General features: G+C 40.0%; 15 protein-coding genes. 9 read left to right on the top strand and 6 right to left on the bottom strand.

Going from position 1 to position 16304, the window contains the following annotated elements; genetic code table 11:
- The first annotated feature begins 67 nt into the window (after window positions 1-67).
- Window positions 68-577, top strand: coding sequence for a cytochrome c3 family protein (locus tag M8E35_RS05130; protein ID WP_252467716.1), 510 nt, complete (start codon window positions 68-70; stop codon window positions 575-577).
- 93 nt (window positions 578-670) lie between these two features.
- Here M8E35_RS05130 and M8E35_RS05125 read toward each other — a convergent pair whose 3' ends face one another.
- The 3 genes from M8E35_RS05125 to trkA form a co-directional block, all read right to left on the bottom strand.
- Window positions 671-1159: a GNAT family N-acetyltransferase gene (locus tag M8E35_RS05125; RefSeq protein WP_252467715.1), complete on the bottom strand. Its 489-nt coding sequence runs from the start codon at window positions 1157-1159 to the stop codon at window positions 671-673.
- 88 nt (window positions 1160-1247) lie between these two features.
- Window positions 1248-2699, bottom strand: a complete 1452-nt coding sequence (locus M8E35_RS05120) for a TrkH family potassium uptake protein (protein ID WP_252467714.1) — start codon at window positions 2697-2699, stop codon at window positions 1248-1250.
- A gap of 14 nt (window positions 2700-2713) precedes the next feature.
- Entirely contained in the window at window positions 2714-4045 is a 1332-nt protein-coding gene (gene trkA, locus M8E35_RS05115; RefSeq protein WP_252467713.1) for a Trk system potassium transporter TrkA, read from the bottom strand.
- A 318-nt stretch (window positions 4046-4363) separates the two neighbouring features.
- Between trkA and M8E35_RS05110 the strand changes: the two genes are divergently transcribed.
- Window positions 4364-5449, top strand: coding sequence for an FUSC family protein (locus M8E35_RS05110; protein WP_252467712.1), 1086 nt, complete (start codon window positions 4364-4366; stop codon window positions 5447-5449).
- 590 nt (window positions 5450-6039) lie between these two features.
- On the opposite strand, the gene M8E35_RS05105 is transcribed toward M8E35_RS05110, so the two are convergent.
- Entirely contained in the window at window positions 6040-7584 is a 1545-nt protein-coding gene (locus M8E35_RS05105) for a L,D-transpeptidase (RefSeq protein WP_252467711.1), read from the bottom strand.
- 224 nt (window positions 7585-7808) lie between these two features.
- Between M8E35_RS05105 and M8E35_RS05100 the strand changes: the two genes are divergently transcribed.
- From M8E35_RS05100 to M8E35_RS05085, 4 genes are all read left to right on the top strand, one after another.
- Complete coding sequence (locus tag M8E35_RS05100; protein ID WP_252467710.1) at window positions 7809-8450, top strand: HAD family hydrolase; 642 nt, start codon at window positions 7809-7811, stop codon at window positions 8448-8450.
- A gap of 222 nt (window positions 8451-8672) precedes the next feature.
- Window positions 8673-8933, top strand: coding sequence for a hypothetical protein (locus M8E35_RS05095; protein ID WP_252467709.1), 261 nt, complete (start codon window positions 8673-8675; stop codon window positions 8931-8933).
- A 188-nt stretch (window positions 8934-9121) separates the two neighbouring features.
- On the top strand, window positions 9122-9874 hold the full coding sequence (locus M8E35_RS05090) for an ABC transporter ATP-binding protein (RefSeq protein ID WP_252467707.1): 753 nt from the start codon (window positions 9122-9124) through the stop codon (window positions 9872-9874).
- Window positions 9855-10775: a SufB/SufD family protein gene (locus tag M8E35_RS05085; protein ID WP_073029904.1), complete on the top strand. Its 921-nt coding sequence runs from the start codon at window positions 9855-9857 to the stop codon at window positions 10773-10775. The genes M8E35_RS05090 and M8E35_RS05085 overlap by 20 nt, the downstream gene beginning before the upstream one ends.
- A gap of 192 nt (window positions 10776-10967) precedes the next feature.
- Here M8E35_RS05085 and M8E35_RS05080 read toward each other — a convergent pair whose 3' ends face one another.
- Complete coding sequence (locus M8E35_RS05080) at window positions 10968-11477, bottom strand: GNAT family N-acetyltransferase (protein WP_252467705.1); 510 nt, start codon at window positions 11475-11477, stop codon at window positions 10968-10970.
- A 102-nt stretch (window positions 11478-11579) separates the two neighbouring features.
- Here M8E35_RS05080 and cax point away from each other — a divergent pair, with 102 nt between their 5' ends.
- From cax to M8E35_RS05065, 3 genes are all read left to right on the top strand, one after another.
- Complete coding sequence (gene cax, locus M8E35_RS05075; protein WP_252467704.1) at window positions 11580-12614, top strand: calcium/proton exchanger; 1035 nt, start codon at window positions 11580-11582, stop codon at window positions 12612-12614.
- A 273-nt stretch (window positions 12615-12887) separates the two neighbouring features.
- Window positions 12888-13373, top strand: a complete 486-nt coding sequence (locus M8E35_RS05070; RefSeq protein WP_252467703.1) for a cytochrome c3 family protein — start codon at window positions 12888-12890, stop codon at window positions 13371-13373.
- 18 nt (window positions 13374-13391) lie between these two features.
- On the top strand, window positions 13392-14747 hold the full coding sequence (locus M8E35_RS05065) for an ammonia-forming cytochrome c nitrite reductase subunit c552 (RefSeq protein WP_252467702.1): 1356 nt from the start codon (window positions 13392-13394) through the stop codon (window positions 14745-14747).
- Window positions 14748-14957: 210 nt separating this feature from the next.
- Here the strand turns inward: M8E35_RS05065 and M8E35_RS05060 are convergent, their stop codons facing one another.
- Window positions 14958-16241 (bottom strand): glycoside hydrolase family 18 protein, encoded by a 1284-nt coding sequence (locus M8E35_RS05060; RefSeq protein WP_252467701.1) that lies wholly within the window; start codon window positions 16239-16241, stop codon window positions 14958-14960.
- Window positions 16242-16304 lie beyond the last annotated feature (63 nt).

The raw sequence follows: 16304 nt of genomic DNA, 5'->3' as shown, positions 1-16304 counted from the left end.
ACTATAATTTCGTTATCTAAAAATATGAAAGATTAAACGTTATTACTTAAAGAAGGAGCTGAGAACTTTGACCAATGCTGAAGATGCCTATAAAGAACAAAAGCTAAGTAGAAAGACCAAAAAAGTAGTAATAATTTCTACTCTGGCCGTGGTTCTGCTGGGTATATTAGCTTTAATTGGTATGCATTACACCTCACAACCAAACTTTTGCGCAAGTTGCCATCAAATTAGTCCATCTGTAACCTCATGGGCCCAAGGAAAACACAAAGATGTTACTTGTCTAAAATGCCATGCCGATCCTGGTACAATCGGTTACGTTAAGCGAAAAGTCGGTGGTTTAAAGGAAGTATATTTACATGTTACTAACCAGGTTCCTAACAAGATAGAGGCAAGGTTAAATACTGAAGCTTGTATTTCCTGCCATACTGGCAGCGATTTTCCCAAGGCAAAGAATCTTCTCCTTACTTCCGGAGATCTTGCGCCAAAGTTTCCGCATGCAGAAATTATAAAGAATAAGACTTCTTGTCTTACTTGCCATCTGAATGTGGGACATAGTCAAGAATCAACAAAACAGTAAAGCTGGACAGAAAATTAATTAGCCTTTACTTGTTTAAAACCAAGTTAAAGGCCTTTTTATTTAAAGAGAATTGGATACCTTATCGCCTTATTATTAATTAAACCATTGATACATCACAAAAGCATCAACTAATCCCTTTTCTTTGTGGTTAAATGCTTTGGGAAGTGTACCGACAATCTTAAAACCACATTTTTTCCATAATTCAACGGCGGCTTGATTTGTACTTACTACATAATTATACTGCATTGCTTTAAATGCATAAGCCTTAGCCTCGTTAAGAGAATGCTCACACATCAGTCTGCCGATTCCTTTACCACGGACATTAGAACTTACAGCATAGCCAACATTGCAAACGTGAGAACCTAAACCCGGTTGGTTAGGTTTTAAATAATAGGTACCTCGAATGAGTTCATTCTCGACTGCAACATATGTGGCTAAAGGTATTTCCATCCAAATTTGGAATACTTCTTCTTTAGTGATGTTAGGAAAGAAAGCATATGTATCCCCTTTTTGAAAAACTTCCTGCAAAATAGTCCATATTTGTTGGAAGTCTGATCCTTGAGCTTTTCTAATCTCAATCATTTTTCTTATCCTTCCGCAAAACGCCTGCATTAACTAAACAGTGACACAATTAGTCTAATTAATAATAAGAGTCTCGCAAACTGAAATCCTACCACCCTTTACGACTGCGCCAAAATTCTGGCTGTATAAGTACCAACAAAGTAAAGAGCTCTAATCGCCCCAGTAACATGCATAGAATAAGGACGCTTTCACCAAAGGCGTTGATTGAAGAAAACGTAGTGGTCGGGCCAACCACTCCAAAACCCGGACCAATGTTCCCTAAAGTGGCAACTACTGCGCTCATCGCATCAAACGGTTCTAATCCTGTTGCAGCAAGAAGAAGCGTGGCAAATGCAAAAATCGATAAAAAGAGAAAGAAAAAAACTGCTACTGTATTAAAAATCACAGGATCGACTGTCCTTTTAGCAAAGCGTACATTGATAACCGCCTTAGGATGAATTGCTCTTCTCAACTCTACCCAACCAAGTTTAAAAAGAAGAATAATTCTAGACACTTTCATTCCTCCTGCCGTAGAACCCGCACATCCACCGATAAACATAAGGCACAGAAGGATGATCTTGCTTACAGACGGCCACTGATCATAGTCCGCTGCAGTAAACCCGGTAGTGGTCATGATTGAAACAACCTCAAAGAGCGCCTGTCGCAACGAATTGCCTCCCCCAGTGCCCATAGTCCACCACAAACTTAGGGTAATCAGAAGAGTCGAGACTACAATAATCAGCAGATAAAACTGAAACTCAATATCATTGAAAATCTTGTTTATCCCAGAGCGCCACGCCTGAAAATATAGTCCAAAGTTAACTCCAGCGATAATCATGAAAATTATAATAATGAGTTCGATCGCCAAATTATCATAGTACATGATGCTGGCATTTTTTGTAGAAAATCCTCCCGTCGCCATCGTTGCAAAGGAATGATTAATAGCATCAAACCAATTCATACCTGCGAGCATCAGTAGGAAAAATTGCGCTACTGTAAAGCCCAAGTAGATTTGCCACAGTTTCAGGGCATTATCTCGGATTCTAGGGAGAACTCTTTCGGAAGTCGGACCCGTAACCTCTGCATTAAAGAGATGAACTGCACCGGTCATATTAGGCAGAAAGACAATAAATAAGACAATGATTCCCATTCCCCCAAGCCAATGTGTTAGGCTTCGCCAAAGGAGAATGCTCTTAGGGAGAATCTCCACATTGTCAATGACACTTGCGCCTGTGGTCGTTAAACCTGAAACTGATTCAAACAAACCGTCAAGAAATGTTGGAACTGCTCCACTTAAAACAAAGGGTAATGCACCGGCCAAACCCGTCAATAGCCACGCACCAGCAACAATAACAAATCCTTCCCGCACACCCATGCGGCCTTCTTTTTGTCCGTGAGTTACCAGTATGAGCCCTGCAACTAAGGTTATAATTATTGAGAGAGAAAACGAAAGGATGTCCCCCTCTTGCCAAATCAAAGCCACTAGAAAAGGGATTCCCATAAACCCAGCATAGGCAATCATCAGACGGCCAAGAATGTTTTCTACAAATGAATAGTTCACTTTCTTACCCTGCCTTAAAATGTTTTACATATTTTTTTAACTAAATTTGGGAGCGTAAAGATTACAACGCGATCTCCGGCTTGAAGTATCGTGTTTCCATCAGGAATAATAAGTTCATTTCCTCGAACAAGAGCACCAATCAAAATATTGTCTGGAATTTTTGCATCTTTAAGTTTACGACCAATAATTGAAGACTTTGCAGAAACCACAATTTCCATTGCTTCCGCTTTGGCACCTTCCAACAGAGACACAGAAACGACTTCCCCTTGACGTACCTGGCGCAAAATAACTCCAGCAGTTAGGAGTCTTGGAGAAAGAATCACATCAACTCCCACTTTACCCATGAGAGACATATATTCAGAACGACCTACACGGACTATCGTCTTTTGGGTTCCCAAGTCTTTAGCTAAAAGGGCAAGTAATAAATTCAGTTTATCATCGCTCGTTAGGCAAACCACAGCATCTGTTTCCCCAACCCCTTCTTCGATTAACAGATCAATATCCGTGCCATCACCACAGAGCACAAGTCCCTTATCTATGATCTTGGCCAATTCATTGCAGCGTTCTCGACTTTTCTCAATGACTTTTACTGAAATTCCTACCTGATCTAAGATTTTTGCCAGATGTCTCCCGATGCGACCAGCCCCAATGATCATTACACGTTGTATCTTTGTTTTTGTCTCCGAGAAATGTTCGCTGAATTCCTCAATAGCAGCCTGTGCCCCAACAAAAAAAACACTGTCCTGCGGTAACAAGCAATCCGTGCCATGGGGTATTATCATTCGATTCTGACGTAGAATTCCAACAACGAGTATTTGATCCGGTAAAGTCAATCTCTTAAGTTCTATATTGACATACGGAGACTCAGCTCTAACCCGAACTTCCAATAAGCGTACTTTACCATCTCCGAAATCTTCAACATCCAAAGCCGCAGGTGTGAGAAGAATGCGACTAATTTCAACCGCTGTTACCATTTCCGGATTGATCGTCAAGTCTATCCCCAAGGCTTTATTAAAATCAAGCTGATTTCTCCCTGCGTATTCCTGATTTCTTACACGAGCAATGGTTCGGGATATCCCTGCTTGTTTGGCTGCCATACAGGCGATCATATTAACTTCATCCCGATCCGTTACTGCAACCATTAGGTCCGCTTTCAACAAACCGAAATCCGCAAGAATTTGGGGACTAGCTCCGTTACCGCTGATCGTCATTACATCCAAGCTGTTCTGAACGATGAGACGTCGCTCTTCATCCTGCTCAATCACTGTAATTTCATGTCCCTCTTCAGATAATCGCTGGGCCAAACTAAATCCAACTTTTCCGGCTCCAACTATGACAATGCGCATAGCTTTTGTGTTCTCCTTCCCCTTAGCCCAAAATAAGCAAACTTATCTTACTTCTAGTTTAATGGTTTAATTTTCTTATTTTAGTACATTATGAATAACGTACTGCTATTCGGCAAGGTATACTAAAATTCCTTTATTTATATCAATAATATAGAGATAATAGTTTTCCTTATAAGCAACATTGTCCCCTTCTTTTACAAAATGATTCCTTGATAATTTGGCCAAAAAGATTCACCCTCATCGAGAATTGACTAATTTATTTCCTGACCAATATGTGATAAACTATTTCAATTACTAGCTCAAAGGCGGGAAATAATTATGCTTATTGGAGCACGAACTGTCAAAACCGGACTTGCTGTCGCCACAACACTCTTTATCTGTAATGTATTTAGTATTGAACCTGCGTCTTTTGCAGCCATTACCGCAGTGGTAAATATGCAGCCTTCTGTTAGCAAATCAATAAATAATGCCTGGGAACAGATTGGCGTCCATTTGCTGGCCATCGTTTTTTCCCTAATTATGGGTTTGCTCTTTGGTACAAATCCCATTTTCATAGGCACTACGGTTGTATTTCTTATTATCTTTTGCAACTGGATAGGTTGGCCTAACGGAATCGTTATGGGAATTGTCTCAATCATATTCATCCTCGATTCTCCTCGAGAAACCTTTCTTATCCACGCTCTTTCCCGATCCCTCAGTATCTTTGTCGGTCTTGGGGTGGCCTTACTTATTAACCGAATTCTGGCCCCGCCAAGATATAAATCCAAATTTATGAGTACTCTAAACGATCTTGTCCAACTCACATCAAAGTATTTCTTAGAAAGCCTTAACACCTTCATTCATGCAGGAAATTTCACCTACTATCAGAGGCCTGATCCTCAAGAGCAACAAAACCTGCTTGATGAGGTGACTAACCTCTACGAGCATGCCAGAGAAGAAATGACAATGGACGATCATCCTCCCTTTATTGAACGACTATTGGAGATCTGTCGAGGCTTTATCGAACGCGGAGAAAGCATTAATCAAATGACTGCACAACGAGTAACAAGAAGAAGAGAGTCCTATTCCCCCGAAGAACTGCAAGAGATCACGGCGGAATTCAAAGAAATTCTGGATATCTTGTCTCTTGGATATGAGAAGCTTGCCGGACTTATTGACTCTCTCTCCTCTGGAGTTACCGAGAAGAAAGGTTCCGGTTCTTATACGGAGGATATAGGGTATTGGGAATCATTTGACCGTGCCATTGATGATTGGAATCGTAAAGTTTGTGGGGTCTTCTATTTACGGGCTTTAATGGAAGTATCTGTTGTTGCAACTGAACTGCGTTGGGCAAATCGGCGTACCATAAACTTGCTGAATATGATTAACAAACAATCTGAAAAGAAACTAAAGAAAAGTGTCTGATTCCCTTATGCTCCTAAACATCGAATGCCAGCACAATGTGCTGGCATTTAAATTTCTAGGGGTTTATAAATAAGAGCACGTACTGATCTCACCTAACACCAATTAAAATCGTTTATTACCCTAACTATTATCTTACGATAATAATTGAGCAAATCACCACTCAAATTGATGGTTTGTTCAACCTTATAAGATATCTACCCAGCTACACACACCCTCTCGGCTGAATATAACCGGATTTCTTACACATGCATATATCCTCAGACATATGGTTGAGTAAGAAAAACTCAACACCTAATAAAGTCTTAGCTCGATTTTTTAGGATAAGTTGGAACCTTCTTAAAACAATCCTTGTGGACTGCAAAAAAGCTTTTCCCCACCCTTGAAAATCTTCCCTCCGATTTTATATAAGCGTTTATCACCTTATATAAAGTCTTTGGCCGATTAATTATACACCCCTTGAGGAGCATATATAAATCTTGGCTCAACCAATACGTACCCTTATAATCAATAGTATAAACTAAGTCACTTATAATACTCTGGTAATTATTACATCTATTCTAGTTTACTCTAATTCACTTGTTAGACTTAATTTAATTAGCCCAATGATACTTGGTAAAGAGGTCTTCTTCCATTGGATCACCAAGGGAGTTATAGAGGTTCTTATTAGGGGAATAAAGGATCCATTCCTTTTCCTTCGGATTCTTCAGAGATAAATTCTTCGATATTTCAACAGCTGTATTGAGCGGTATCATCGCATATAATTCTTCCATGTCCGAATTATTCAATCGAATGCAGCCCTGAGAAACATTTTCACCAATAGTCGCAGGAGTATTCGTACCATGTATTGCATAATTCATATTTGACAATTCCATTGCTCTTGTCCCATACACATTATCTGCTTTAAGAATATTCTTATCCGGATTCACAACCTTTTTGGATATGCGCAGAATCCCTTCTGGAGTTGTGTCAGCTTTACCCAGGGCAACCTTATAGTTACGAATAATTTTATCTTCTGATATAACGGATAAACTATTACTTTCCTTATCAATGGCAATGGACAGGGGCATAAAAGGAATATCCTTATCATAGAGAAGATTAGGCTTTAGGGCATCTTTCACTACAGAAACTAAGTCCTTTTCATTCGATAACTCTACAAGCGAAAAAAGCCACCCCCCGTCTCTTGTCGGAAAAGTAGTGACAGCATTCTTTAACTCGTAGGGTTCCTTGGGTAATTCGGTTAAATAATTATAAGGGAACGCCTGACCGAGAACCTTTAAATCTTTAGGCATATACCCATTTTCCTTAACAAACTGGTATAAAGCACTCCTAACTACAGTTGCAGTCTCCCATAATTGACGTTCTTTGTTATTCATGGCAACCTGATTGTCTGGAAGATAAATATAAACTTGGATATTCCTATCTCCGCCTTCCCATACTGCCATACCAATTTCATTACTCTTTTCGTCCATCGCCAATACTTGTTTGGCAGTTCTGGGATTCAACTCGTATTCTATTTTTAGCTTTCCAACAAGTTCATTAACTAGTTTTTCTCTGTTCAAATCTTTTTCGGGAATGATTATGACAGATTGATTTTTAGGGAGAAACGCAATACTGTTGGGCTTCATCTCTATAATTTCATAAGGCAACATATAAGTATAATTGTGGTTAGAATAATTCAGCGTTCTTGATTCTTCAAACGGCAAGAAAAGGAACGCCCCAAGAACGCTGAAGATAATGGCTGTAATAAACAACAGGATTATTTGTTTGTTACTAAATCTCGCAGGTTTAGTAATCTCAGATATTTTCTTTTCAGTTAGTTTCATCTCTCGCTCAATTCTTAGCGCTTCTATTCTAGCAGGTACAAACCCTTTGTTGAAAGAATGTTTTACTAAATTAAAAGAGCGTGTTACTGCCTTGTGATATAAAATTAAATACTTGTCTATTCTTGTGGTGTAGAATTTCTCTAAGTATTTCTTGGCCTCTAACTCTGCGTCCATTCCAACGTGAAACATTGCTTCCCCATTGTCGGCTTGCCTCTGCAATAGCTTCTTCCAAAATAATGGATCGTTTTTAGACAGATAATAACCATTATCTAAGTAAAATAAGTTTGCCTTAAGATTAGAATTAGACTCCAACTTAACACATCCTTTATACTTGTCTGCTAACTTGTACAATCTATAGTATTCATAAATCAAACCAATTAGACTCTTTTTCCAAGGCCTCAAAGAACATTTAAACTTTTTTTACTAATATCCAAAAAACGACCATTCACTTATCATTAGCAGGTATGGTATTTGTATTTAATATGTTATAAAATAACAGAAATAGTCAGAGATGCTAATAAGTTAAAGGAGTATATATGAAACTTAAAGGATTTATTTTTGATCTGGACGGGACATTAATCAATTCACTGCCAGTCGTACGAACTAGTTTTGGTCGTACGCTATTAAAGTTTTCTGGTCGTGAATACTCTGACAAAGAATTATCTTCCTTATTTGGGCCATCTGAGGAAGGAATCTTCAAGAAACTTTATCCAGATTTATGGAGGGAAAGTCTGCAGTTTTATCTAGACGAATATGACCGTCTTCATGTAGACTATGCTGAGCCCTTTCCAGGTATAATTGAAGCTCTGAATCTCCTGCAAGAACGAAAAATTAAGTTAGCCCTTGTATCCGGCAAGGGTGCTGGAAGCATGGAAATATCTTTAAAGCACTCGGGATTAGAACATTTTTTCGAAAAAATTATAACCGGTTCAGAGCATCGAGCCAGTAAACCCGATCATATTCGCCAAATCCTGGATCTTTGGCATTTTTCACCTGAAGAAGTCGCTTATGTGGGTGACATAGCATATGATGTACATGCTGCTAAGGAAGTGGGTGTTTTATCCATTAGTGCGCTTTGGGCTGAAACCGCACAGATCCATAAAGTGTTGGCTGCTAATCCTGTCTGCGCCTTTGAGATGGTTGAATCATTTATTGAATGGATTAGCAATACTCTGTAAAGAAGATGCGGGATTGCATCCGTTTCTTATGAAACGTATCCTCAAAGGCAGTGATTAAGAGAACGTTTTAAAAAACACATTTTACAGGTGTAACCTTATTGGACAATCAATCATACTATAAACCAGGTAAGGCAAGATCTTTCACTTCCGTAACATTCTTCCTCTAGTGTTAGTCGTCTTATGGACTGTGCAAACAGTCCTATGAATAAGGGGAGTGATGTTATGCTTTACCGAAGATCTAATATCTGCAAACCAAAACCTGTTATACCCCAATGCGGTCAACTTCCTGGAACACTGTTGCGAATTTTTATACCGCCCGGCGCTGTTATCAATCTATTAAACCTTGTTGAGGTTGCTTCACCTAGTGGAATTTGCTTAATTATTCGTTTGCCTTTCCTCGGTGGCGGATCTGGTAACGCTATGAATCTGGATTCTATCGTTAGTGCAGTTCAATCAGCTGGTGGAAGAGTGGAATTCGCTTAGTAATCTGCAGCGGCCTCTTTGGCCGTTGCCCTACATAAAAGTTATTACTTAGAGTTTTTCACAGGAAGTTGTTAGCGCTCCCGCTTTCAGCCTTTTTTATATGAACTACTTTTATAATTCAACTACAATAAATTGTAGAATTATGTTATTGTTGAACATAGGCATGTCGACACAAAGGAGGAGTATGAATGCTTGAGCTACAAAAAGTATCTCTAGAAATACAAGGAGATAAAGGTTTTGAGATTCTCAAGAATATCAATTTAAAGTTTTATGAGAAAAAAATATATGTTGTTACTGGTCCAAATGGCGGAGGCAAATCGTCTCTGGCCAAAATTATTATGGGTGTCTATAATCCTACCTCAGGCCAAATCCTACTTGATGGACAAGATATTACATCTATGAGTATTACTGAGAGAGCTCGTATGGGTATTGGCTATGCTTTTCAAAGTCCCCCACGCTTTAAAGGAATAAAAGTCAGGGAACTACTAAAAATGGCGGCCTCACATAATCCGGAAAAAGTAAATATCTGTGATCTCCTCTATGATGTTGGATTGTGCGCACAGGACTATCTGAACAGGGATGTGGATGCCAGTCTCTCAGGCGGAGAAATGAAGAGAATTGAAATCGCCACTGTACTTGCGAGAAATCTAAAAATCGCGGTATTCGATGAACCTGAAGCAGGGATTGATTTATGGAGTTTTCAAAAACTCGCTGAAACCTTTAGAAATATTCATATGAAATATGATACAACAATCATCCTCATCTCTCATCAAGAACGCATTATGGAGCTCGCCGATGAAATAATCATTATGTCCAGTGGCATGGTGAGCGCGCAATCGGAACGTGATATAATCCTTGCTGGAATTATGAATAATGATTCTTGTGCATGTAGTACTAAATGTGTGAAAGGGGTTGGTCAAAGTGCTGAATGCGTTGGATAAGCTGATGCTGGAGAAAGTGGCCGATCTTCATGAGATTCCACAAGGGGCTTTTAACATTCGTAAAAACGGAGCTGGAGTTCAGCGCAATACAACTGCTAATATTGACATTATCACCAAAACTGACAAGTCAGGAATTGACGTGATCATAAAACCCTACACAAAAGGAGAAAGCGTTCATATTCCGGTTATTGTTACAGAAGAAAACATTAATGATGTTGTTTATAATACCTTTGAGGTTGGCGAATATTCAGACGTTGTGATTGTTGCTGGATGTGGAATACATAATTCAGGACACCACAAATCTCAGCACGACGGAATTCACACTTTTTTTGTTCGAAAAGGCGCCAAACTGAAATATGTAGAAAAGCACTACGGGCAAGGTGAGGGAAAAGGCCAACGAGTTTTAAATCCTAAGACGATTATCGAAGTAGAAGAGGGTGCTGCAGTCGAACTAGAACTGATCCAAATAAAAGGGATTGACCAAACAAAACGGGATACAGAAATTCGTCTAATGGATAATGCAAAGCTCGTAGTTACTGAAAGGCTTCTCACCTATCAAGATCAAGAAGCTGAATCAAATATAACCGTAGAATTATTAGGAGTAGATTCTTCCGCACAAATAATTTCCCGTTCGGTTGCTCAAAACGATTCAAAGCAAGTATTTTATTTTGATCTTATTGGCCGAAATAAAGGTCGTGGTCATATACAATGTGATGCCATAATCATGCATAATGCTCAGGTTCTTTCTACACCGAGGATTTCTGCTCATCATAGTGAAGCACAGCTTGTTCATGAGGCCGCCATTGGCAGAATAGAATCGGAACAGTTAATCAAATTAATGTCTCTGGGATTCTCAGAGCAGGAAGCAGAAGATACCATCCTTAATGGCTTTCTAAAATAACACTCTTGTGTTACTCAACGTATAGTTACTCAGTCCTCATTTTTGTACTTATAGTTAAATACAGCCTGCCATATCGTCTCTGCCAGGACTTTCAAATTTAATAAAATAAGGCTGGAAGCTCTTAGCGCATTCCAGCCTTGTTTCATCTTTAATTCTTGAAATTGCTTAACCCAACTTCTGGCCTTTATCCTACTAATTCGAATCGCTCGCTAGTTTATACAAAGCTTCATCCGCTACTCGGTATACCGTCCAATCATCCATGGAAACTGCCCCAACCTTTTTGTAGAATTTAATCGAAGGCTCGTTCCAATCTAAACACCACCATTCCAATCTGCCACATTTTCTGTCAATAGCTAATTTAGCCAGGTATGACAAGATAATCTTCCCCATCCCTTTTTCTCTCATTTCAGGTTTAACGTATAAATCTTCCAAGTATATACCGGGTCTTCCTAAAAATGTAGAAAAGTTGTGGAAAAACAAGGCGAAAGCTGCTGGTTCATTTTTGTATTCCCCAATAATCACCTCTGCATTTTTTTGTTTAAAGAGAGATTCTCTTAAAACTTCTTCAGTAGCTACAACTTCAGGCAACATTTTTTCATAGTCTGCCAATTCCTTAATAAAACCTAAAATAAGTGAAACATCTTCAATTTCAGCGAATCGCAATTTGAAATCCGACAAACATGTGTCAATTAATTCTTTCATACTCTCTCCTTATTAATTTCTTATTTGATTAGAGCAATCTAATTGACATACCTAATCAAATAGACTTTTAATGATGGTTAGATAATTTGAGGAGGTTAGGTTTTGAAATATCTCAACCCATTACTTTTGGCTATCCCAATCAGCATTTTCGTACATCTGACGGATTACTCGCCTGTCTTACTTTTTGTTACTGCCTGTTTAAGTATAATACCTCTTTCCGGCTATATGGGCAAAGCCACAGAAGAAATTGCTATTTATGTTGGCCCAAGAGTAGGCGGTTTGCTGAATGCCACTTTTGGTAATGCCGCAGAACTTATTATTACTATTTTTGCTCTAAAAGCAGGACTTGTCGAAGTGGTCAAAGCCTCCATTACAGGATCTATTATCGGGAATCTTCTTTTAGTGTTAGGACTAAGCATGCTTCTCGGCGGTTTTAAATATAAGACCCAAAAATTTAACAGGGCAGCCGCTGGTATGCATACTTCCATGCTCCTTATGGCCGTGACGGGATTGATTATACCTGCAGTCTTTCTCAATACACATTCTAATCCTGCTGCAGAGCCCTTAAGCCTTGGAGTTGCTGGAATTTTAATGACGGTCTATATACTTAGTTTAATTTTTTCTCTTCATACACACAAGGATGTTTTTCGACCTAGTCAAGAATGTTCAGATTCCCCAAATTGGTCAAAACTTAAAGCTTTTTCGATTCTGCTCATCGCTACTTTTTTTGTAGTCATTGAGAGTGAATTTCTAGTCGAAGGAATCGACCCTGTCGTTAAAACCTTGGGTATTAGTGAGCTTTTCATTGGGGTCATCGTCATTCCGATCATCGGCAATGCCGCAGAGCATTCTACCAGCGTATTAATGGCCATGAAGAACAAGATGGATATCAGTTTGGAAATTGCTATAGGCTCAAGTACTCAAATTGCGCTCTTTGTCGCACCTCTGTTGGTTTTCCTGGGATACTTTATTGGGCAACCCCTCGACCTATTGTTCTCTGGGTATGAACTCATCGTTATTATTATGGCTACTGTAATCACGGCGATTATAAGCATGGATGGCCGTTCCAACTGGTTAGAGGGTGCACAACTTTTAGCAGCCTATTTCATTATGGCCTTAGCTTTTCTTTTTGTTTAATTACTAATAACCATATAATCTCATAAGAAAGAATTCTTTTCCCCCGAAATGAATTTTCTGCTTACTAAAAGGACCCTTAGCTGGAAGTAAAGAGATGCCAGTCAAGGGTCCTTTTATATTTAATTGTGCAACTCGCTTCCCTTTATGCCCGCCATTAGTCAGTATTTACTCAATTGACTGCTACGCCGTAATAACCTTTGTTAATAGTTCATAAGTACATAAAAGCAAAGAAAAAATTTCATACTAAAAATATTGAATTGAAAGGAGGTTCCTATGAAAAACTTATCACGAAAAGCAAAAAAGTGGCTTCTCATTGGCATACCCCTATTAGTTATCTTTGGCATTTTCATCGTAGCACAGTATGAGCGGACTTCGACCACATATTACTGCGGAACGACCTGTCATATTATGAACCCCCCGTACGAAACCTCTCTTCACAGTACTCATCGTGAAACAAACGGGGTAGGCTGTAAAGAATGCCACATTCCACATAATAATATCGTCGAACAGATTGTATACAAAGGATATTCAGGTGCCAGGGATTACTATAAAAACACCTTTGCCCCACCCGATGTGTTACATACAACAGAATGGAGCAGAAACATACTTCAACGCAACTGCCTTAATTGTCATTCTACGGTCGTTGCTCGAATTAACACCAGTGATGGAAAACAATGTTTTGAGTGCCATCGTGGAGAGCCGCACGATTCTCCCACTCAGCCTTTCAGCAGTCAACAAATTCATACGGCAATTCGTTAATAATGGAGGTAACTTTTAATGCAAAAATTTTGGCGTAGCTCTCTTTTAATTAGTCTTATGCTGATACTAACAGGATTTTTAATACTTGGTTGCAACCAAGATTCATCACCAACTCCTCCAACAACAGCAACGATACCAGAGGGAGAACTCGATCCAGCCGTCTGGGGGAAAGCATACCCTGATCAATATGCCAGCTACCAAAAGCAAAAAGAAGAAACAAAGGGAAATTCTAAATACGGAGGTTCCCTCCCTGAATCTCATCTGAAAGAATCTCCGGCTCAAGTGAAACTATTTGCAGGATACCCTTTTTCGGAAGATTATAACGAGGAACGGGGCCACGTTTGGGCTTTGGAAGATGTTACAGGAACACTGCGTGTTGGCCCAAAAACTATCAGTTCTTGCTGGAACTGCAAAAGCCCCAATGTTAAACCACTCGTCGACAAAATGGGAGATTCCTTCTGGTCAACTCCTTTTAACGATTTAAAAGATCAAATTAAGCACCCAATCTCCTGTGCGAACTGTCATGACCAAAAAACTATGGCCCTCACTATTACCAGTGTACCCCTTCTCGATGCCCTGAAAACCAGAGGAATTGACCCTGCAAACTTTAGTCGGCAAGAGATGCGGACTATGGTGTGTGCTCAATGCCATGTTGAGTATTACTTTAAACCAGATAACAAGAAAGTCACCTTTCCTTGGAACTACGGTCTAAAAATGGATGATGCAGAAAAGTTATATACTGAGATAAGCTTCAAAGACTGGGATCATAAAGAAAGCCAGGCTCCAATGCTTAAAGCTCAACACCCAGATTATGAACTCTTCTCTACAGGCGTTCACGCAGCAAACGGTGTCGCGTGTGCGGATTGCCATATGCCCTATGTAAAACAAGGTCAAAGCAAAATTTCCTCACATCATCTTCAAAGTCCACTTAACTCTATCTCTCAATCCTGTCAAACCTGTCATAAACAAAGTGAAGAATACTTAAGGAATCAAGTTATAGGCACCCAGGATACTGTGTTTAAAGCAAAAGTTGCATTAGAGACTGCGCTCACAGACGCCATCAATGCCATCACAACTGCCTCCAAAAACCCTGCTGCCAAAGCAGATATGATGAATGAGTCCAGAACTTTGCATCGCCAAGCCCAGTGGCGATGGGATTATGTATCTGCTGAAAATAGCATGGGATGGCACAGCCCTAAAGAAGCCTTGAGGATACTAGGTGAAGGGCTTGACTTAGCACGGCAAGCACAACTCAAAGCAAATTTGGGGGTAGGGGCAGCCGTTGAAGGTTCGTCTGATCCTAACGCAGGGAAAACTCCTGGTTCAGGCACAGCGGTGGATGCCGCCGGTCCAGGTACAGCGCCAAAACAATAAGCTTTAGAAGCATACGTTGATCATCTAAAAACTTTTAAATATTTAACACATGATATCCACTTGAAACCGCATCGGTCAGCCGTTGCGGTTTCACGCAGCTCTCAGGGATTTTTCCAAAAGAAAAACCGCCTTAACCTTTCGGTTCTAGCGGTTTCGTGGCAAGTTTCATTACATCCCCTCACGAGTAGTCGTCATCTTTTGGGATTTTCACTACATCAGTTTGCGTACCACAAAATTGTCTTCAATCAGAAGCCAATTCTGTGGAAAGTCGTTTCCTAAAACCCAATAGTAGAAGCCTCTAATCCCAAGCTCTTTGACTAAATCAAACTTGGCTTGCATACTCCTTGCATCCTCAAACCAAACTTCATGTTGTTTTCCCTCTTCATCTGTGTATCTAAACCACGGAGCTTGAGAGACTTTGTCATAGTTAATACTTACACCGTAACGAAGGGCTAGTTCCAAAGCTCGTTGCGGGCTAATAGACTTAGCAAACTTACCTCCAGCTACATAAGGCAGGGTCCAGTCATATCCATATAAAGGCATCCCCATCATGATCTTCTCTTTCGGTACAACAGATACGGCATACTGCATTACGTTTCTCATCTGAGGCAATGGCGATACTGCCATTGGTTTTCCACCGGACCATCCCCATTCGTATGTCATGAAAAAGATGAAATCAACGACTTGACCGATCGCCTTATAATCATGACCCTCATAAAGAACTCCGCGTTGCTCTTCCCTATACTTTGGTGCCAGTGCAGCAGAAATGTAATACCCACGAGACTTTAATAATTGCCGGGCCTTCTGTAAAAATCGAACATACCGCACTCGATTTTCAGCTCCCAAATACTCAAAGTCAAAGTCAAGACCCCTGTATCCTTTCTCATTCATAATCTGAAGCACTTGATTCAGCACTCGATCTTGCAAAGTTTCGCTCGTCAAAATTGCAGTGGCAATTTCTGTGCTGAACTGTCCCTCCTCAAAATTGGTTAAAACCAAAAGAGGTAAGACTCTGTCCTTAAAAGCAGCATTAAGCGATGGCTGATCCTCAACGGGGGTTAGATTCCCATCCCGATTAACCGCATACGTAAAAATAGCCAGATATGTCAGGTGCTCGCCTACTTTGTCGACAGCCTCGGCCGAACGGCCTCTGGTCATTCTCGGATCGATGTATGCGTTTGTTTCTATGGGTTGCTTTGGTTTCTGAGGCAAATAAAGCCGTAAACCAACCGGAATATTATTAGGATCTGGAATCTTGTTGATTCTGACTAACTCTGCTACTGAGACATTATAACGGCGGCTGATTAACCATAGGCTTTCTCCCGGTTGAATAAAATGATATCGCCCTGTTATCGGTATTACAAACGTTTGCCCAACGACCAATCGATTAGGATTTGGAATCTGATTGGCATCCGCAATCTCCTGAGCGGATATCCCATAATCTCGGGCAACCTTGCTGAGAGTATCCCCAGACTTTACCACATGAATTTGCATAAAAATCCTCCTCTAAGCTAGTAAAACTCCCTTCTGCTAATTTATGTTCAGAGAATGATACTC

It is taken from the genome of Desulfosporosinus nitroreducens, from assembly GCF_023897015.1.
GTDB classification, from domain to species: Bacteria; Bacillota; Desulfitobacteriia; order Desulfitobacteriales; family Desulfitobacteriaceae; genus Desulfosporosinus; species Desulfosporosinus nitroreducens.
The sequence above is the reverse complement of the archived record's forward strand: the minus strand, read 5'-3'. Positions and strand labels throughout refer to the sequence as shown.

Coding starts and splice junctions, on each gene's coding strand:
- M8E35_RS05125 (WP_252467715.1), bottom strand. CDS start 1,159: ATGATTGAGATTAGAAAAGCTCAAGGATCAGACTTCCAACAAATATGG.
- trkA (WP_252467713.1), bottom strand. CDS start 4,045: ATGCGCATTGTCATAGTTGGAGCCGGAAAAGTTGGATTTAGTTTGGCC.
- M8E35_RS05110 (WP_252467712.1), top strand. CDS start 4,364: ATGCTTATTGGAGCACGAACTGTCAAAACCGGACTTGCTGTCGCCACA.
- M8E35_RS05100 (WP_252467710.1), top strand. CDS start 7,809: ATGAAACTTAAAGGATTTATTTTTGATCTGGACGGGACATTAATCAAT.
- M8E35_RS05095 (WP_252467709.1), top strand. CDS start 8,673: ATGCTTTACCGAAGATCTAATATCTGCAAACCAAAACCTGTTATACCC.
- M8E35_RS05090 (WP_252467707.1), top strand. CDS start 9,122: ATGCTTGAGCTACAAAAAGTATCTCTAGAAATACAAGGAGATAAAGGT.
- M8E35_RS05080 (WP_252467705.1), bottom strand. CDS start 11,477: ATGAAAGAATTAATTGACACATGTTTGTCGGATTTCAAATTGCGATTC.
- M8E35_RS05070 (WP_252467703.1), top strand. CDS start 12,888: ATGAAAAACTTATCACGAAAAGCAAAAAAGTGGCTTCTCATTGGCATA.
- M8E35_RS05065 (WP_252467702.1), top strand. CDS start 13,392: ATGCAAAAATTTTGGCGTAGCTCTCTTTTAATTAGTCTTATGCTGATA.
- M8E35_RS05060 (WP_252467701.1), bottom strand. CDS start 16,241: ATGCAAATTCATGTGGTAAAGTCTGGGGATACTCTCAGCAAGGTTGCC.